The 17,843-nt window shown below is 62.1% G+C and carries 18 protein-coding genes; 9 read left to right on the top strand and 9 right to left on the bottom strand.

What is annotated here, in order from left to right:
* Nucleotides 1-4 precede the first annotated feature (4 nt).
* The 6 genes from LUN51_RS08150 to rpsB form a co-directional block, all read right to left on the bottom strand.
* The gene (locus LUN51_RS08150) at nucleotides 5-805 is read right to left on the bottom strand and encodes a phosphatidate cytidylyltransferase (RefSeq protein ID WP_277810923.1); all 801 of its coding nucleotides are present in this window, start codon (nucleotides 803-805) and stop codon (nucleotides 5-7) included.
* Complete coding sequence (gene uppS, locus LUN51_RS08155) at nucleotides 798-1,556, bottom strand: polyprenyl diphosphate synthase (RefSeq protein WP_277810869.1); 759 nt, start codon at nucleotides 1,554-1,556, stop codon at nucleotides 798-800. The genes LUN51_RS08150 and uppS overlap by 8 nt, the downstream gene beginning before the upstream one ends.
* Before the next feature lie 51 nt (nucleotides 1,557-1,607).
* Nucleotides 1,608-2,165, bottom strand: coding sequence for a ribosome recycling factor (gene frr / locus LUN51_RS08160; protein ID WP_075367958.1), 558 nt, complete (start codon nucleotides 2,163-2,165; stop codon nucleotides 1,608-1,610).
* Between the two features lie 4 nt (nucleotides 2,166-2,169).
* Nucleotides 2,170-2,931: a UMP kinase gene (pyrH, locus tag LUN51_RS08165; RefSeq protein WP_261505851.1), complete on the bottom strand. Its 762-nt coding sequence runs from the start codon at nucleotides 2,929-2,931 to the stop codon at nucleotides 2,170-2,172.
* 124 nt (nucleotides 2,932-3,055) lie between these two features.
* Entirely contained in the window at nucleotides 3,056-3,925 is an 870-nt protein-coding gene (gene tsf / locus LUN51_RS08170; RefSeq protein ID WP_277810870.1) for a translation elongation factor Ts, read from the bottom strand.
* A 272-nt stretch (nucleotides 3,926-4,197) separates the two neighbouring features.
* On the bottom strand, nucleotides 4,198-4,944 hold the full coding sequence (rpsB, locus tag LUN51_RS08175; RefSeq protein WP_040239550.1) for a 30S ribosomal protein S2: 747 nt from the start codon (nucleotides 4,942-4,944) through the stop codon (nucleotides 4,198-4,200).
* A 355-nt stretch (nucleotides 4,945-5,299) separates the two neighbouring features.
* On the opposite strand from rpsB, the gene map reads away from it, so the two are divergent.
* The 8 genes from map (at nucleotide 5,300) to LUN51_RS08215 (ending at nucleotide 14,147) form a co-directional block, all read left to right on the top strand.
* The gene (map, locus tag LUN51_RS08180) at nucleotides 5,300-6,091 is read left to right on the top strand and encodes a type I methionyl aminopeptidase (protein WP_246941123.1); all 792 of its coding nucleotides are present in this window, start codon (nucleotides 5,300-5,302) and stop codon (nucleotides 6,089-6,091) included.
* Between the two features lie 55 nt (nucleotides 6,092-6,146).
* Nucleotides 6,147-8,822, top strand: a complete 2,676-nt coding sequence (locus LUN51_RS08185) for a [protein-PII] uridylyltransferase (RefSeq protein WP_246941120.1) — start codon at nucleotides 6,147-6,149, stop codon at nucleotides 8,820-8,822.
* 116 nt (nucleotides 8,823-8,938) lie between these two features.
* Nucleotides 8,939-10,138 (top strand): succinyldiaminopimelate transaminase, encoded by a 1,200-nt coding sequence (dapC, locus tag LUN51_RS08190; protein WP_277810871.1) that lies wholly within the window; start codon nucleotides 8,939-8,941, stop codon nucleotides 10,136-10,138.
* Nucleotides 10,139-10,178: 40 nt separating this feature from the next.
* Nucleotides 10,179-10,526, top strand: coding sequence for an ArsC family reductase (locus LUN51_RS08195; protein WP_277810872.1), 348 nt, complete (start codon nucleotides 10,179-10,181; stop codon nucleotides 10,524-10,526).
* Nucleotides 10,527-10,584: 58 nt separating this feature from the next.
* Nucleotides 10,585-11,610, top strand: a complete 1,026-nt coding sequence (dapD, locus tag LUN51_RS08200; protein ID WP_277810873.1) for a 2,3,4,5-tetrahydropyridine-2,6-dicarboxylate N-succinyltransferase — start codon at nucleotides 10,585-10,587, stop codon at nucleotides 11,608-11,610.
* On the top strand, nucleotides 11,597-12,754 hold the full coding sequence (gene dapE / locus LUN51_RS08205) for a succinyl-diaminopimelate desuccinylase (protein WP_277810874.1): 1,158 nt from the start codon (nucleotides 11,597-11,599) through the stop codon (nucleotides 12,752-12,754). Before dapD ends, dapE begins: the two co-directional genes overlap by 14 nt.
* 8 nt (nucleotides 12,755-12,762) lie before the next feature.
* Nucleotides 12,763-13,152, top strand: coding sequence for a hypothetical protein (locus tag LUN51_RS08210; protein ID WP_075367965.1), 390 nt, complete (start codon nucleotides 12,763-12,765; stop codon nucleotides 13,150-13,152).
* Nucleotides 13,153-13,211: 59 nt separating this feature from the next.
* The gene (locus LUN51_RS08215; protein ID WP_075367966.1) at nucleotides 13,212-14,147 is read left to right on the top strand and encodes a cation diffusion facilitator family transporter; all 936 of its coding nucleotides are present in this window, start codon (nucleotides 13,212-13,214) and stop codon (nucleotides 14,145-14,147) included.
* A 72-nt stretch (nucleotides 14,148-14,219) separates the two neighbouring features.
* Here the strand turns inward: LUN51_RS08215 and LUN51_RS08220 are convergent, their stop codons facing one another.
* Nucleotides 14,220-14,687, bottom strand: coding sequence for a cold-shock protein (locus LUN51_RS08220; protein WP_040239538.1), 468 nt, complete (start codon nucleotides 14,685-14,687; stop codon nucleotides 14,220-14,222).
* 182 nt (nucleotides 14,688-14,869) lie between these two features.
* Here LUN51_RS08220 and LUN51_RS08225 point away from each other — a divergent pair, with 182 nt between their 5' ends.
* Nucleotides 14,870-15,106: a SlyX family protein gene (locus LUN51_RS08225; RefSeq protein WP_277810875.1), complete on the top strand. Its 237-nt coding sequence runs from the start codon at nucleotides 14,870-14,872 to the stop codon at nucleotides 15,104-15,106.
* Between the two features lie 47 nt (nucleotides 15,107-15,153).
* Here the strand turns inward: LUN51_RS08225 and LUN51_RS08230 are convergent, their stop codons facing one another.
* Complete coding sequence (locus LUN51_RS08230) at nucleotides 15,154-16,704, bottom strand: DHA2 family efflux MFS transporter permease subunit (RefSeq protein WP_075367969.1); 1,551 nt, start codon at nucleotides 16,702-16,704, stop codon at nucleotides 15,154-15,156.
* Complete coding sequence (locus tag LUN51_RS08235; protein ID WP_246893986.1) at nucleotides 16,705-17,757, bottom strand: HlyD family secretion protein; 1,053 nt, start codon at nucleotides 17,755-17,757, stop codon at nucleotides 16,705-16,707.
* Between the last annotated feature and the right edge of the window lie 86 nt (nucleotides 17,758-17,843).

Below are 17,843 nucleotides of genomic sequence, written 5' to 3' on the forward strand. Positions count from 1 at the left end.
CACCTCAGCCCAACCATGGGCGCAACAATACGAAAAGCGGAATCGCGGCGGTCAAGCTGTCGATGCGATCGAGCACACCGCCATGTCCAGGCAGCAGGTGGCTTGAATCTTTCAAGCCGCGTTGGCGCTTGAGCATGCTTTCGAACAAATCGCCCAGCACCGATATCAACACCACTGGCAGCGCCAGAATCATCAGCCACAATGCGTTACTGCCAGCCTCTTCCTGCCACTGCGCGAAGATCAGGGCCAGGACTGCCACCGCCACCATACCGCCATAAACACCTTCCCAGGACTTCCCGGGGCTAACGTGTATAGCCAGCTTGCGGCGCCCGAACGCACGACCCGCGAAGTAAGCACCGATATCCGCCACCCAGACCAGTAAAAGCACGAACAGCAGCCACTCCGCGCCATCGCCGCGCAATTGCACGAAACCGATCCAGCACGGTAGCAGCACCCACAAGCCCATGCCCAGGCGCACCGCGCGACCTTGCCATTGCGCGTGTTGCTGGGGATAACTAACGACCCAATAGAGGTTGGCCAGCCAACCCAGCATTCCCAGCCACAACGGCCAGGGCTGATGCACAGCACCGCTCAGCCATAGAAGAAGCATCGCCACGGCGCATGAGGCTGCGAAGACAAAACGCGGCATCTGGCGCTCGTAACCAGCCAGGTTGGCCCACTCCCAGGCACCAATCAGCACGATCACGCCCGTGAACAAGGCAAAAGGAAGACCGGTGAGCCCAAACAAGCCGAGCAGTGCCAATGGCGCCAGGACCAGCGCCGTGAGGATACGTTGCCTAAGCACCATGCGCCTCGACTTGTTCTTGGGACATGCCAAAACGGCGTTGGCGTTCTTTATAGGCGTCCAGCGCAGCATCAAACGCCTCGGCACCGAAGTCCGGCCACAGCTCAGGGGTAAAATAGAATTCCGCGTAGGCCAGTTGCCACAACAAGAAGTTGGAAATCCGCTGCTCACCGCTGGTGCGGATGCACAAGTCGACCGGGGCTTCGTCGGCCAGGCTGATCTCGGCCCCTAGCGTTTCCTCGTCGATGGCGTCGGGCGACAACTCCCCGTCCGAGACCCGCTGCGCTAACCGTCGCGTGGCACTGGTAATATCCCAGCGGCCACCATAATTGGCAGCGACCACCAGATGAAGGCCCTGATTGTCGCGAGTCATGGCCTCGGCACGTTCGATGTATTGCTGGATGGACGTGGAAAACTCTTCGCGCTGGCCGATCACCGATAGGCGAATGCCGTGACCATGGAGCTTCTTCACCTCGCGCTTGAGCGCAATAAGGAAGAGCTCCATCAATGCATCAACCTCGGAGGCAGGGCGTTTCCAGTTCTCACTGGAGAAGGCGAACAAGGTCAGCGTGTCGATGCCTCGCTCGGCAGCGCGACGAATCACCGCGCGCACCGACTCGACACCCGCACGGTGTCCACGGATGCCAGACAGTCCACGCGCACGCGCCCAGCGATTGTTACCGTCCATGATGACCGCCACGTGGCGCGGCAGTTCGCCCGCACGGGAGGGAGAAAACGGCTGTGAGGTCATGGGATCCCGTATCATGGAGATCGACGGGAGCGACGTCCCGACGGTCACCTCTCAGACCTGCAGGAGGTCGTGTTCCTTGGTTTCCAGAAGCTTGTCGATTTCGGCGACATACTTGTCGGTCATCTTCTGGATCTCATCGATGGCGTGATGTTCATCGTCTTCGGTGATCTCTTTCTCCTTGAGGAGTGCCTTGAGGTCACCGTTGGCATCACGCCGCACGTTGCGGATCGCGACGCGCGCGTTTTCCGCCTCGCCACGCGCCTGCTTGATATAATTGCGGCGCGTTTCCTCGGTCAGTGGTGGCAAAGGCACGCGAATCACGTTACCCGCAGCGGCGGGGTTGAGGCCCAGATCGGAAGTCATGATGGCTTTCTCGACCTTAGGCACCATGCTCTTTTCCCACGGCACGACCGCCAGAGTTCGCGCGTCTTCCACATTGACGCTCGCCACCTGATTAAGCGGCATGTCAGCGCCGTAGTAATTCACGTGCACCGCATCCAGCAGGCTGGGATGCGCGCGCCCAGTACGGATTTTGTGGAAATTGGCGTTCAGCGCCTCGACGCTTTTCTTCATGCGCGCGTCGGCGTCTTTCTTGATATCGTTGATCACTTTTTCAGCCTCTATCTACCAGCGTTCCTTCCTTGCCCCCAACCACGAGGTTGAGCAAGGCCCCCGGCTTGGTCATATCGAACACGCGCACCGGCATGTCATGGTCCCGCACCAAGCAGATAGCGGTCAAATCCATCACACCAAGCTTCTGATCGAGCACGTCGTCGTAAGAGAGACGTTCGTACTTGGCGGCATCGCTGTGCTTGACCGGATCCTTATTGTAAACACCATCCACCTTGGTGGCCTTAAGCACTACATTGGCATCGATCTCGATGCCGCGCAGGCAAGCCGCCGAGTCGGTAGTAAAGAACGGGTTACCGGTCCCCGCAGAGAAAATCACCACGTCCCCCGAAGTCAGGTAACGGATGGCGGTACGCCGGTCGTAATGCTCGACGACGCCGCTCATGGGAATCGCCGACATTACCCGCGAGCGAATATTGGAACGCTCCAGGGCGTCACGCATCGCCAAGGCGTTCATGACAGTCGCCAGCATCCCCATGTGATCGCCGGTGACACGCTCCATGCCCGCCGCGTGTAGCGCCGCCCCACGGAACAAATTGCCGCCGCCGACCACGATCCCCACCTGGACCCCGATCCCGACCAACTGGCCGATTTCCAGCGCCATGCGATCGAGCACCTTGGGATCGATTCCGAACTCGTGCTCGCCCGTCAGGGCTTCGCCGGACAGTTTCAACAGAATGCGCTTGTACTTCGACTTCTCGTTACGCTCTTGGGAAGCGGCGTTACGATCGGTGGGAACAGACATTCGGACTCTCCTCGTCTCAGCGGACTGTATCGGCGTGGGTAGGAACGGCTCGGCCAGGCAACGGCCGGATACGCGAAGGCGTGCGCAACCGCGCACGCCAACGACAGCACAGGCACATGGCAGCTTAGCTGCGACGCGCCTGATCCATGACTTCCTGAGCGAAGTCGACTTCTTCCTTCTCGATGCCTTCGCCCACTTCGAAGCGGGTGAAGCTGACCACTTCGCCACCCGCAGCCTTCACATATTCGGCCACGGTCTGATTGGGATCCTTGACGAAAGGCTGCTGAGTCAGGCTATTTTCGGCCAAGTACTTCTTCAGGCGCCCCTGAACCATCTTCTCGGCGATTTCCGCCGGCTTGCCGGCCATATCCGGCTGCGCCAGGATGATCGCCTTTTCGCTGTCCAGCTCTGCCTGAGGCATGTCTTCCGGATGCGCAGCACTCGGGTTGATCGCCGCCACGTGCATGGCAATATCCTTGGCCACGTCGGCGTTGCCGGCGCTGAGAACGGTCAGCACGCCGATACGGCTACCGTGCACATAGGCACCTACGACACCACCTTCCGGGGCGTCGACGACAACCGCGCGACGCACGCTGATGTTTTCGCCGATCTTCTGCACCAGCTGTTGACGCGCGTCTTCCAGCCCACCTTCCATCAGGCTCGCCACGTCTTCGCTCTTGGTTTCGAACACCTTGGCGATGACTTGGTCGGCGAAAGCGGTGAAGTTATCATCGCGCGCCACAAAATCGGTCTCGGAGTTGACCTCGAGCATCACACCGTAAGAACCGTCGTCGGCGACACGCGTCACCACGGCCCCTTCGGCTGCCGTACGATCGGCTTTCTTGGCCGCTTTAAGGCCGGAGTTCTTGCGCAGATTTTCGATGGCGGTTTCGATGTCACCGTCGGCTTCGGTCAGAGCTTTCTTGCACTCCATCATGCCGAGACCGGTGCGCTCGCGCAGTTCCTTGACCAGAGATGCGCTGATAGCTGCCATGGTAAATACCTCTGAATGTGGTTCGACGTCTGGTGGAAACGCTGCCTCGTCGTCGGCACGGTTTGAGCGTGACTTGGCGTGACATGCACGCGCACGCGCGACGCGCGACCAGCATCTCCTTTGAATGAAGAATTCCTTCAGGGTTCACCGCCCTTGCATCCGGACGGTGAAAAGGGGGCTTATAGCCCCCTTTTAGTCCGTGCCGCGCCGCCTTCACGGGCTGCCTAGTGTCTCATCGCTCGCGTGCGAGCGTCAGCACGGACCCACCACCATTACTCGGCGGCGGCTTCGTTCGCTTCGCTTGCCTCATCCGTCACTTCGACGAACTCGCTAGCGCTGTTGCCCTTGGCCTGCACACAGGCGTCGGCGACGGCCTGAGTGTAGATCTGAAGGGCGCGAATGGAGTCGTCGTTCCCCGGGATCACGTAGTCGACACCGTCCGGATTGGAGTTGGTATCGACCACACCGATGACCGGGATGCCCAACTTGTTGGCTTCGTTGATCGCGATGCGCTCGTGATCGACGTCGATCACGAACAGCGCGTCCGGAAGACCGCCCATGTCCTTGATACCACCGACGCTACGCTCGAGCTTGTCTTGCTCGCGGGTCGCCATCAGGACTTCTTTCTTGGTCAGCTTCTCGAACGTGCCATCTTCGTGCATGGCTTCAAGCTCGCGCAGACGCTTGATCGACACGCGAATGGTCTTGAAGTTCGTCAGCATGCCGCCCAACCAGCGATGGTTGACGAACGGCTGACCAGCACGACGGGCCTCTTCCTTGACGATCTTGCTGGCCGCACGCTTGGTGCCGACGAACAAGACCTTGTTGTTGGAAGCCACCATCTTCTCGACGACGGCGAGCGCGTCGTTCAGCGCCGGCAGCGTGTGCTCGAGGTTGATGATGTGGATCTTGTTGCGTGCACCGAAGATGTATTTGCTCATCTTCGGATTCCAGTAACGGGTCTGGTGACCGAAGTGAGCGCCTGCCTTGAGCAGGTCACGCATATTGACTTGTGCCATGGATGACTCCTGAATCGGGTTAGGCCTCCATACACCCCATGGATCCGACCACGACGACACAAATGTCGCCCCGGCACCCGGGACCATGTGACGGTGCATGTGTGTTTTCAAGGCGTTATCATTTCACCTACTAGCCTCACCGCACCAATGTCTCGGCCGAGCCGAACGCGCTAGGCGGCGATTGCAGTAAGGCGCGCGGCTTTATACCATAGATCGATTCCAAGATGAAGTCGCTCCCGGTTGCCGCGCTTGGTGACTGCGCGCATGTGCTGCGTCTCGCGCCAGCCTGGGCGCCGAGACTATAGGCCAGGAGCCACCCCGACGCCAGACCCGAACCCTCCGAATTCGAGATCGCATGAACATTCCTATCAAAACCGCCGACGAAATCGAAAAAATGCGCGAAGCCGGCCGCCAGGCCGCTTCGGTACTGGAAATGATCACGCCCCACGTGGTGGCCGGCGTGACCACCGGCGAGATCGACCGGCTGTGCCACGAATACATCGTGGACGAGCTGGGCTCCACGCCCGCGCCGCTCAACTATCATGGCTTTCCTTACGCCACCTGCACCTCGATCAATCATGTCGTCTGCCATGGCATGCCGGATTTCGCCAAGAAGCTCAAAAAGGGCGATATCATGAATCTGGACATCACGGTCAAGACCGCCGATGGCTATCACGGCGATTCCAGCATGATGTTCGTGGTCGGCGACAGCATCCAGGGCGGCCGCCTGGCCCGCATTACCCAAGAATGCCTGTACAAGAGCATCGCCCAGGTGCGCCCTGGCGTACATCTCTCCGAACTGGCGCGCACGATCCAGCAGCATGCCGAAAGCAACGGCTATTCGGTGGTGCGCGATTTCTGCGGCCACGGCATCGGCGCCGGCTTCCACGAAGACCCGCAGTTCTTGCATTACGACGGTTACGAACCCAATGCCGATATCGCGCTGGCCGAAGGCATGTGCTTTACCATCGAGCCCATGATCAACGTCGGCGACTATCGCACCAAGGTACTGCGCGACGGCTGGACGGCAGTGACCAAGGACAAAAGCCTATCGGCCCAGTGGGAACACACGCTGCTGGTCACCGCGACCGGCGTCGAGGTACTCACCGCGCGCAGTGACGAGGACCTCAGCTTCCTCGAGGCGTAAGTGCCACCGTTCAACCGGTCACCCGACGTAACGCGCGAACAGGAGTGCCACGCGAATGCTGCTTCATCACTATCGCTTCGTGCCCGACGAGACGCTGTTCGATGCGTCCGCCTTCCGCGAAGCGCTAGCCGCCAGTCGCACGCCGATCGTCGTGTTCAAGGACGCGCTACGCGAGTTGCAAGCGCGCCTGGACGCACGCTTTCATGCCGGCAGCGACATTCGCGACCTGGTCCATGGCCGTGCCTGGTGCCTGGACCAGCTGCTGGGCATCGCCTGGGAGCGCTATGACTGGCCCGACGATGGCATCGCCCTGCTTGCCGTCGGCGGTTATGGTCGCGGCGAGCTGCACCCGCATTCCGACATCGACTTGTTGCTGCTGCTCGAACACGATGACGATACCCCCTACCGCGAGGGGTTGACCGGTTTCATCACCTTCTTGTGGGACATCGGCCTGGAAATCGGCCATAGCGTGCGCTCACTGGCCGATTGCGAGCGCGAGGCGCGTGCGGACCTCACGGTCATCACCAACCTACTGGAATCACGCACGCTCGCCGGCCCCGAGCACCTACGCGAAACGATGCGCGGGCGCCTCTCCAACGAAGCGATGTGGCCAAGCGATGCTTTCTTCGAGGCCAAGTGGCAGGAGCAGATCGCCCGACACTACCGCTACAACAACTCCGAGTACCACCTCGAGCCCAACATCAAGAGCTCGCCAGGTGGGCTACGCGACATCCAGATGATCGGCTGGGTGGCCAAGCGCCACTTCGGTGAGTTGCGCTACGAGGACGTCGTCGCCCAGGGCTTCATGAACGACGCCGAGTTGCGCATTCTCAGCCAGGGCCAGTCCTTCTTGTGGCAGGTGCGCTATGCGCTGCACATGCTCAACGGCCGGGCCGAAGACCGCCTGTTGTTCGACCATCAGCGCGCCATCGCCGAGCTGTTCGGCTATCGAAACACGCCAGAGCGTCTCGCCGTCGAACAATTCATGAAGCGCTACTACCGCCATGTCACCGCACTGGCGGGACTCAATGACATGCTGCTTCAGCATTTCGACGAGGTCATCCTGCGCGCCCACGAGACGCCGGATATCACCCCCCTCAACGCGCGCTTCGAGATTCGCGGCGGCTATATCCAGGTGCGACACGCCAACGTATTTCGCCACCGCCCCGGCGCCTTGCTCGAGCTCTTCTTGTTGATGGCTCAGCATCCCGAGATCGAGGGTGTACGTGCCGAGACCATTCGTCTGATCCGCGATCATCGCCACTTGATTGACGAGAGCTTTCGCGACGACCTGCGCCACCAGAGCCTATTCATGGAACTGCTGCGTAGCGGAGGCAACATTCCGCGCCAACTGCGGCGCATGAACCGTTACGGCATCCTCGGCAAGTACCTGCCCGAGTTCGGTCAGGCCGTGGGACTGATGCAGCACGACCTGTTCCACCTCTATACCGTCGACGCCCACACATTGCGCCTGCTGAAGTTCGTGCAACGCTTCCGCGAACCCGAAGGTCACGAGGACTTCCCCGTCGCCGCGACCCTGGTGCATCAATTACCCAAGCTCGAACTGCTATGGATCGCCGGGCTCTATCACGATATCGGCAAGGGGCGCGGTGGCGATCATTCCCAACTCGGGGCCATCGATGCCACCGCCTTCTGTGAGCGTCATGGCCTCTCGGCGCGCGATACGCGCCTCGTAGCTTGGCTGGTCGAACATCACCTGCTGATGTCCAAGACCGCCCAGAAACGCGATATTTCCGACCCCGACGTCATTCATGAATTCGCGTTGGCGATGCGTGACGAGGTCCACCTCGATTACCTATACGTGCTCACCGTGGCCGACATCACCGCCACCAATCCTTCGTTGTGGAACGGCTGGCGCGCCGCCTTGCTGCGTCAGTTGCATACCGAAACCAAGCGCGCCCTACGGCGTGGCCTCGACCATGCCATCGACCGCGACGAATGGGCCCGTGAGTCACGCGAAGAAGCCCGTGGCCTGCTCGGCACGGTGGGCATCGATACCGCCAGCGCAGACGCCTTGTGGGCGTCTTTCGGCGACGATTATTTCCTGCAGTACGCGCCCAGCGAGATCATCTGGCAGACTCAAGGAATCCTCGAGCACCAGCCCTCGGAGCTGCCGCTGATCCTCGCCAACGCGCCCACCGAGGACATGGCCGAGGGCGGCACCAAGGTGTTCATCCATACCCGCTCGGTCAACGACCTGTTCGCTGCCACCGCCGCCGCCATGGAGCAGCTAGGACTGTCGATCCATGACGCGCGCATCGCCACGTCAAGCAATGACTGGACGCTCAACACCTTCATCGTGCTCGACGACGAAGGCGAACCGATTCGCGACCCGCAGCGCCTCGAGGAAATCCGCCACCATCTGGTGGAAGAGCTCGACGACCCGGCCGACTATCCGCGTATCGTCACACGCCACACCTCGCGCCAGCTCAAGCACTTCAAGGTACCCACCCGGGTAACGATCGAACAAGACGAAGCCAACGCCCGTACCATCGTCGAGCTCATTGCCCCCGACCGCCCTGGCCTGCTGGCCCGCGTGGGACGTATCTTCATGGAGCAGAACATCGCCCTCTCGGCAGCCAAGATCGCCACCCTGGGCGAACGCGTCGAGGACGTATTCTTCATCACCGATAAAACTGGCGAGCCACTCACCGACCCCGAGCGCCAGTCGCAGCTACGCGAAAGTCTGTGCGAGACGCTCGACGTCTGAACCAGCCTCATTTGAGGCCCTTGGCCGGCTTGCCTATAATCGGGCCCTCCCGATGGCGCCGCGCGCCTTCATAATAACGCCATGTCCGCGACGCCGGACTCGCTGCTGGATTACCGATGAATCCCGATCTCGACGCCCTCAAGCCGTATCCCTTCGAGAAGCTTGCCGCCCTCAAGGCCGAGGTAACGCCGCCCGCGCTATCGCCCATCGCGCTGTCCATCGGCGAGCCGCGTCATGCGCCGCCGGCGGCCGTGCTCGAGGCACTGCGTCGCTTTGAGGGCGAGGTCGCGCGCTATCCGGCCACGGCGGGGCTGCCCGAATTGCGCGACGCCATCGCCCGGTGGGCGACGCAACGTTACGCGCTGACACCCGGCTCGCTCGACCCCGAGCGCCACGTGCTGCCGGTCACCGGCACCCGCGAGGCGATCTTCGCCTTCGTCCAAGCCACACTGGATCGCACGCGCCCCGCCAAGGTGGCGATGCCCAACCCGTTTTATCAGATCTACGAAGGCGCGACCTTATTGGCCGGCGGCGCGCCGCTGTATCTCGATTGCGCCCCAGAAAACGGCTGCCTGCCCGATCTCGACGTCGTACCCGCCGCTACCTGGCGCGACGTGCAATTGGTCTTCGTCTGTTCACCGGGCAACCCCACCGGTGCCGTCACGCCGCTGGCCGAGTATCAAAAACTGATCGCCCTGGCCGACGAACACGACTTCCTCATCGCCTCCGACGAATGCTATTCCGAGCTCTATCTCGACGAAAGTGCACCGCCGCCGGGGCTGCTCGAGGCCTGCCGCTCGCTGGGACGCGACGACTACCGCCGCTGTCTGGTGTTTCATTCGCTGTCCAAGCGCTCCAACCTGCCTGGGTTGCGTTCGGGCTTCGTGGCTGGCGATGCCGAGTTGATCGACCCCTTCAAGCGCTATCGCACCTATCACGGCTGCGCGATGCCGCTGACCACCCAGCATGCCTCGATCGTCGCCTGGGAGGACGAAGCGCACGTGCAGGCCAACCGCGATGCCTATCGCGAAAAATTCAGCGCGGTGGGAAAGATTCTGGCACCGGTGATGGATTTCCCCACGCCGCGCGCTAGCTTCTATCTGTGGCCGGCGGTGCCCGGCGGCAACGATGAAGCCTTCGCCCGCGACCTGTTTGCCGAGGAACACGTCACCGTGCTGCCTGGGCGCTACATGTCGCGTGACGGTGCCCACAGCAACCCCGGTGCGGGGCGCGTGCGCCTGGCGCTGGTCGCCGAGCTCGACGCCACCATCGAAGCGGCACAGCGCATCCGACGCTTCATCGAGCGCCGCGCCTGATCCATCGCGCCACACTACAACCACTCATGAGGAGGCCGTCATGGTTACGCTCTACGGCATCAAGACCTGCGACACCTGCCGCAAGGCACGCCGCACACTCGACGACCTGGGCATCGCGTATCGTTATCATGACCTGCGCGAGGACGGCCTCGACGCCGCGCGCCTCGATGCTTTCCTGGCCCGCAGCGACTGGAGCACGCTCCTCAACACGCGCAGCACCACCTGGCGCGGATTGGACGACGCTGACAAGCGCGATCTTGACGCCGATCGGGCCCGCGCGTTGTTGCTGGCGCATCCGACGCTGCTCAAGCGCCCCGTGCTGGAAACGCCGGATCATTTCCTGGTGGGCTTCAAGGCCGACGCCTATCGCGCTCTTCAGGCGGCCTAACGCCTACCGGCATTACACGTATCACTGACCTTTTTCATCAAACCTTCGAGGACTTCCCATGCTGAGCTTCGCTCTCGGAATCGGCCACCAGAACACCCAAGGTGAGTGGTTGGACGTCTACTACCCGACGCCGCTGCTCAACCCCGATGACGCCATGGTCGCAGCGGCGCGCAAGGCGCTGAACGCGCCGGCAGGCAACGCCGTGGTCAGCTTCTTGCCCGAGCACTGCCAGGCGCTCGCCGAGGCACTGCATCAGGCCGGCGGTACCGAACAAGCCGAATTGGCCGACGCCTTCGCCGCTGGCCAGCGGCCGCTCGTCGCCGTCTTCCTCGACGAAGATAATGCGCCGGCCAGCGTGCCCGAGGTCTACCTCAAGCTGCACCTACTCTCGCATCGGCTGGTCAAGCCTCACGGCATCAAGCTCGACGGCATGTTCGGCCTGCTCAAGAACATCGCCTGGACCAACGAGGGTCCCATCGATGTCGACGAAATTGGCGCACGGCGCCTCAAGGCGCGCCTCGAAGGCCGCCCGCTCACGGTCGACTGCGTCGACAAGTTCCCCAAGATGGCCGATTACGTAGTGCCCAAAGGCGTGCGCATCGGTGACACCGCTCGCGTGCGCCTGGGCGCTTACCTCGGCGAGGGCACTACGGTCATGCATGAAGGCTTCTGCAACTTCAATGCCGGCACCGAAGGCCCGGGCATGGTCGAGGGACGTATTTCCGCCGGTGTGGTGATCGGCAAGGATTCGGATCTCGGCGGTGGCTGCTCGACCATGGGCACCCTCTCGGGCGGCGGCAACATCATCATCTCCATCGGTGAGGGTTGCCTGATCGGCGCCAACGCCGGCATCGGCATCCCGCTGGGCGACCGCTGCACGGTGGAGGCCGGTCTTTACGTCACTGCCGGTGCCAAGATCGCCGTGCTCGACGATCAGGGCGAGCTGGTGCAGACCGTCAGCGGTCGAGATCTGGCCAACCAGAGCGATCTGCTGCTGCGTCGCAACTCGCAAAACGGCCGCATCGAGTGCCTGACCAACAAGAGTGCCGTGGCGCTCAACGAGGCACTGCATGCCCACAACTGATCGCACCACGCCAGCTTCGCCGACCCTGGCGCTGGCCTTCGAGTTGCTGCGTCGTCGTTCGGTGACCCCGGACGACGCCGGTTGCCAGGCGCTGATGATCGCGCGTCTGGAGCAGCTGGGATTTCATGTCGAACGCTTGCGTATCGGCGAGGTCGACAACTTCTGGGCCACCCGCGGCGATAGCGGCCCCATGCTGATGTTCGCCGGGCATACCGATGTAGTACCCACCGGCCCCGAAAGCGACTGGGAATATCCGCCCTTCGAGCCGTGCATCGACGCCACAGGCATGCTTTGCGGACGTGGCGCGGCGGACATGAAAGGCAGCCTGGCGGCGATGATCACCGCCGTGGAAGCCTTCCTTGCCGCGCACCCGGCGCACCCCGGTCGCATCGGCTTTCTGATCACCGCCGACGAGGAAGGCCCCGCCGTTCACGGGACCCGAGCGGTGGTCGAGCACTTGCGTGAACGCGGCATCGCCCCGGATTACTGCATCGTCGGCGAACCCTCGTCCAGCGAACGCGTGGGCGATACCTTAAAGAATGGGCGCCGCGGTTCGCTGGGTGGCGTGCTGCGCGTCAAGGGCGTCCAGGGCCATGTCGCCTACCCGCATCTGGCACGCAATCCCGTGCACGAGGCGATCCCGGCATTAGCCGCGCTGGCCGCCGAGCATTGGGATACCGGCAACGACTTCTTCCCCGCGACCAGCTTCCAGATATCCAACCTCCAGGCCGGTACAGGGGCGACCAACGTGATTCCCGGTCAACTGGAAGTGGTCTTCAATTTCCGCTTCTCCACGGAGGTCACCGCCGAGGCGTTGAAGACGCGCACCGCCGAGATCCTGGATGATTTTGCGCTCGACTACACGCTCGACTGGACGCTCAACGGTGACCCCTTCCTCACCACCGGGGGCGCCCTGGTCGATGCCACCGTGGCCAGCGTGGAAGACATGCTCGGCTATCGGCCGCAGCTGTCGACCGGCGGTGGCACCTCGGATGGCCGATTCGTCGCCACGCTGGGCGCGCAAGTCATCGAGCTGGGCCCGACCAACGCCACGATACACAAGGTCGACGAACGCATACGCGCCGCCGACCTGGAGACGCTAAGCCGTCTCTATACGACCATCATGCAACGCTTGCTTACCTGAGGTCCGCCGTGGAGCGCTACCCCGACATCGAGATCTACCTGGCCGACGCCGACATCGAGACCGTGCAACGCTGGCTCGCCGGGCACTTCGACGAACCGCCCACGCTGGTCAAGCGCGGCAAGGCCCAATGGCAGGCACGAGCACGCCATGCCGACAGCGAGGTGCCAATCCTGTTGGTGACCCAGGCCGCCGATGGTTTCGCCAGTCTGTGGTTCGACAGTCCGCATACCCCCTGGCCGCGCGATGTGGACTGCGCACGTGATGCCGCGCGGGCACTTGGCTGCGAGGTACGTTGCTCGTTGGGTGGTTGGCAGCCCGGCGACGAGCCGGACCGCTTCTGGCGCGTCCGCGCGGACGGCGAGGAAGGCGCTATCGACTGGCCAGACTCGGGACAATAGACGACGCTGCACGTTGCCCGCTTCGTGCCCCAGCACATACCCGACAAGGACGCTCTTTCATGGCGGAATCCAAACCGGTCATCTATGCCGCCATGGGCGGTAACCTGCTGATCGCGATCACCAAGTTCGTGGCGGCCGCATTCACCGGTAGTTCGGCAATGCTCTCCGAGGGCATTCACTCGGTGGTCGACACCGGCAATCAGGTGCTTTTGCTGCTCGGCATGAAACGTGCCAGCCGCCCGCCCAGCGAACAGTTCCCCTTCGGCCATGGCAAGGAGGTCTACTTCTGGAGCTTCGTGGTCGCCATCCTGATCTTCGCCGTGGGTGCGGGCGTATCGATCTACGAAGGGATCCAGCACATTCTGCATCCCGAGCCGATGACGTCGCCCCTGGTCAATTATATCGTGCTGGGACTGGGCATTCTTTTCGAAGGCGCCTCATGGGCCTTCGCACTGAATGCATTCCGCAAGACCAAGGGCAAGTGGAGCTATGTGCAGGCCGTGCGGCGTGGCAAGGACCCTTCGATGTTCGTGGTGGTGTTCGAGGATTCCGCCGCGCTACTTGGCTTGATCGTCGCCCTGGTGGGCATATGGTTGAGCCAAGCGACCGGCAATCCGATTTTCGACGGTATCGCCTCGGTAGTCATCGGCTTTGTCCTGGGCGGCACGGCGATCTGGCTGGCCGCCGAGACCAAGGGGCTTTTGATCGGCGAAAGCGCCAACCGTCACGTGGTCGAGGCCATTCGCCAGTTGGCCGGCCAAGCCGATGGCGTGGAAGCGGTCAACGAAGTACTGACCATGCACATGGGGCCGGATTTCATCCTCGTTACCTTGAGCATCCGCTTTCAGCGGGGATTGCCCGCCGAACGCATCGAGCGTGCCATTGCCGATCTGGACCGCGCGATCAAAGCCGAAGAAAGCATGGTCAAACGCGTGTTCGTCGAGGCAGAGGCGCGGGCCGATGTGGATGCCCCGCCGCCTAATGACAGCACGTAGTCCCCCACGTGAAACGCCCCGTCCGATGCAACCGGACGGGGCGTTATCATGCCTGCGTGGCAGGATCTGCGGTCAGGAAATCACGGTCACATCATCGGCCTGCAGGCCACGTTCGTTCTCGATGACGTGGTAGCGGACCTTCTGACCTTCCGCGAGCGTGCGATGTCCCTTGCCACGGATGGCACGAAAATGCACGAACACGTCCTCGCCGCTATCGCGGGTGATGAAACCGTACCCTTTGTTGACATTGAACCACTTCACTTCGCCAATCTCGCGGTCGTCGTTCTCCAACTCGGCGAGATGCGCCAGCTGCCGCGACTGCGGGGCCAGGGCTTGCGTGCTCAGCGTTCCCAGCAACAGCAGCACGAACACGGCCAAGGCCGTGGCACTATAGGCGATGGCGATGCCATCGGCCTCCAGCAGCAAGGAAAACTCCAGTACGCTGCCGGTCAGCGTCACGAACAGTGCGATCAACAGTGGAGAAGGAATGGCCAACAGGACACTGATGAGACTACAACGTAGGAATATCTTACGATTCATGGACCTCGATATCTCTTGTTGTCCGATGGAAATGCTCCTTGGCGCCTGAGCGCGTAAAGAGCCGACATGAGTTGCGCAGTAACTACGCAACGTGATGAACACAACTTTTGAACACAATGCTTTTGAACGCATTGCATAAGGTGCCAGAAATGAACGGTGACACGCCGTCGAAGGATTCTAGCATGACCGAGGACACCACGCGCGACCGCCTCGACGCACTGGAGTCCCGGCTCGCCTATCAGGAAGACTGGCTGGACACGCTCGACCGTGCCCTGGCCGCACAGGACCGCCGCGTGGTCCAGCTAGAACGCACCAATGACATGCTACGCGAACGCCTGAGGAACCTGCGTCAAAGCGTCGATCATATGAGCGACGATGACGCCCCGACGCCTAGCGACGAGATTCCTCCACATTACTGAACGACTGCTTTGCTGAACGACTACTGCCCCGGCCGTTGGTCCATGAATCAAGCGTGCTGGGGCTTTTTCAGTAGCAGAATCAACGGCGCCACCAACAGGTATAGCGCGCCCAGCCACAGGAAAATATCGTTGTAGGCCATGACCATGCTCTGCTCGAGCAGGGTCCGCGCCATCATCTCGACCGAGGCCGTCTGTGGGTCGCCGGTCGACGCCAGCAGCTGCTGATACTGCGCCTGGGTCGCGTTGACCACCTCGCGGCCTTGATCGATGGCGGGGATCAACTGATTCCAGTGGTAGTCCTCCCGCCAGTCGCGAATCGTATCCAGCAGCGCCAGGCCCACCGCCCCACCAAGATTGCGCATCACGTTGAACAGACCGCTGGCATTGCCGACCTCGCTCGGCGGCAAGGTGCCGAAAGCAATGCGCGAGGTCGGGATCAAGCACATCACCAATCCCACGCCGCGCACCACCTGCGGCCAGAAGAACGTGTCGAAGCCCGATTCGGCGGTCAGGTTGGCATTCATTACCGTACCGATACCGGTCAACAGCATACCCAGCAACAGCAAGGCACGCAGGTCGACCTTGTCCGAGGCACGCCCCACTAGCGGCGCGGTCAAAAACATCGCCACCCCGGTCACGATCATGACCTCGCCGATCTGTAAGGCCGAATAGCCACGCACGTTACCCAGAAACAGCGGCAGCAGATACACAAGGCCATACAAGCCGATCCCCACCACGAACCCTAGCCACGCCCCCACGGCGAAGTTGAGATTGACGAAGGCACGCAAGTCGACGATGGGATGACGGTGGCGTAGAGCGCGCCAGAAGAACCCCACCGAGGTGAGCGCGCAGACGATGGCGGCGATGAGGATCGTACGGCTGGCGAACCAGTCATCGCCAGGGCCTTCTTCCAGCGAAAACTCCAGCGTGCCTAGAAACAGGGCCAAAAGCGCCAGGCCGATGAGATCGAGATGGCGCAGCGCCCGATGGTCGGGACGGTCGATATCCAGCAACCGCCACACCGCCAGCGAGACCAGCACGCCAGGCACGAGATTGGCGAGAAACAGCCAATGCCAGCTCGCGAACTCGGTGATGTAACCGCCCACGGTGGGCCCGATCGACGGGGCCAGAGTCGCCACCAGGCCCATCACACCCTGCACCGTTCCCATCATGCGCCGCGGAAAGACACTGAAGCTAATGGCATAGGCGATAGGGATCATCGCCCCGCCCATGAAGCCTTGAATGGCGCGCAGCACGATCAGCGATTCGATGGAATTCGCCATGGCGCAGCCGAGGCTCGCCAGCGTGAAGCCCAGGCACGAGGTCACGAGCGCGACTCGGGTGGACAGAATCCGCGTCAGCATGCCCGACAGCGGAATCATGATGATCTCGGCGATCAGATAAGAGGTCTGAACCCAAGAGATTTCATCGGCGCTGGCCGAAACGCCGGCCTGGATCTCGTTGAGGGAACTGGCGACGATCTGGATATCCAGAATCGCCATGAACATACCGAACACCGCCGCCACGAAGGCCAGTTGGGTGCGTCGTGACGGGGCTTCCTGCGGGCCCGACGAGTCGGTTGCGGTCGCCTCGGCCATTTAGTCGTCGCCCTCGGGGTCGAGGTCGCGCGTATCCACCGACGGCACCACCGAGAGGCCATCGCGCAAGCGCTCCAGGGCATCATCCGGCCCCGTCACGCGAATACGCACCGGCACTCGCTGGACGATCTTGTTGAAGTTGCCGGTGGCGTTATCTTGTGGCAACAGACTGAAGCGCGAGCCCGTGGCAGGCGCCAAGCTATCGACGACGCCCTCGAACTCGGTATCGGGATAGGCATCGACGTGCAACGACACCGACTGCCCCGGCCGCATGCGTGCGGTCTGGGTTTCCTTGTAATTGGCAATGACGTAGGCCGAGCGAATCGGCACCAATTGCATCAAGGTCAACGACGGCTGGGCCAGCGTGCCGACCTCGACCGTCTTGTTGCCGATCACGCCATCCACCGGCGCCGTCAGACGCGTCTTGTCGAGTTGGTGGCGAGCGTTATCGACATCGGCCCGGGCGGACTCGATGTTGGCCTTGGCACTGTCGCTTTCGGCCTCGAGCACGTCGAGCTGCTTGCGTGACGACGACAACGTGGCACGCCGCGCCGCGAGCGTCGCTTCCGCAACCTGAACCGCCGCTTGGTCGTCCTGATACTCTTGCTGAGAAGCATAGTTCTTCTCGGCCAGGCGCTTCGAGCGTTCGAGATGCAAGCGTGCCTGCTCGAGATCCGCCTGCGCCGACGTCACCTGGGCCTTGGCTTCGTCGATCGACGCACGTTGCTGCTCGACTTGGCGATCGGCACTGACAGCGTTGGCTTGGGCCACGGCCAACGCCGCCTGGGCTTGGGCAAGTTGAGACTTGGCATCGCTGGGGTCGAGCTTCACCAGAATATCGCCGGCCTCGACGCGCTGGTTGTCGGACACTGCGACCTCGTCGACACGCCCGCTGACCTCGGCGCGCACCGCCACACTGTCGGCATGCACGTAAGCGTTATCGGTCTCTTCGAAGAAGCGGCCGGTCTGCCACCAATGTATCCCCCAAGCGAGGGCCGCCAGCACCAACACGACCAATGCCAGCGCCGTATAAAGTCGCTTCTTGATTTTCATAACTCGCGTTCACCGGACGGTCTACAGGGGCGAGTAGGATACACTAATTTGCCCCCACGACGCTTGAGGACACACCGACGAAACGA

The organism is Chromohalobacter canadensis, from assembly GCF_029544075.1.
Classification (GTDB): Bacteria; Pseudomonadota; Gammaproteobacteria; order Pseudomonadales; family Halomonadaceae; genus Chromohalobacter; species Chromohalobacter canadensis_A.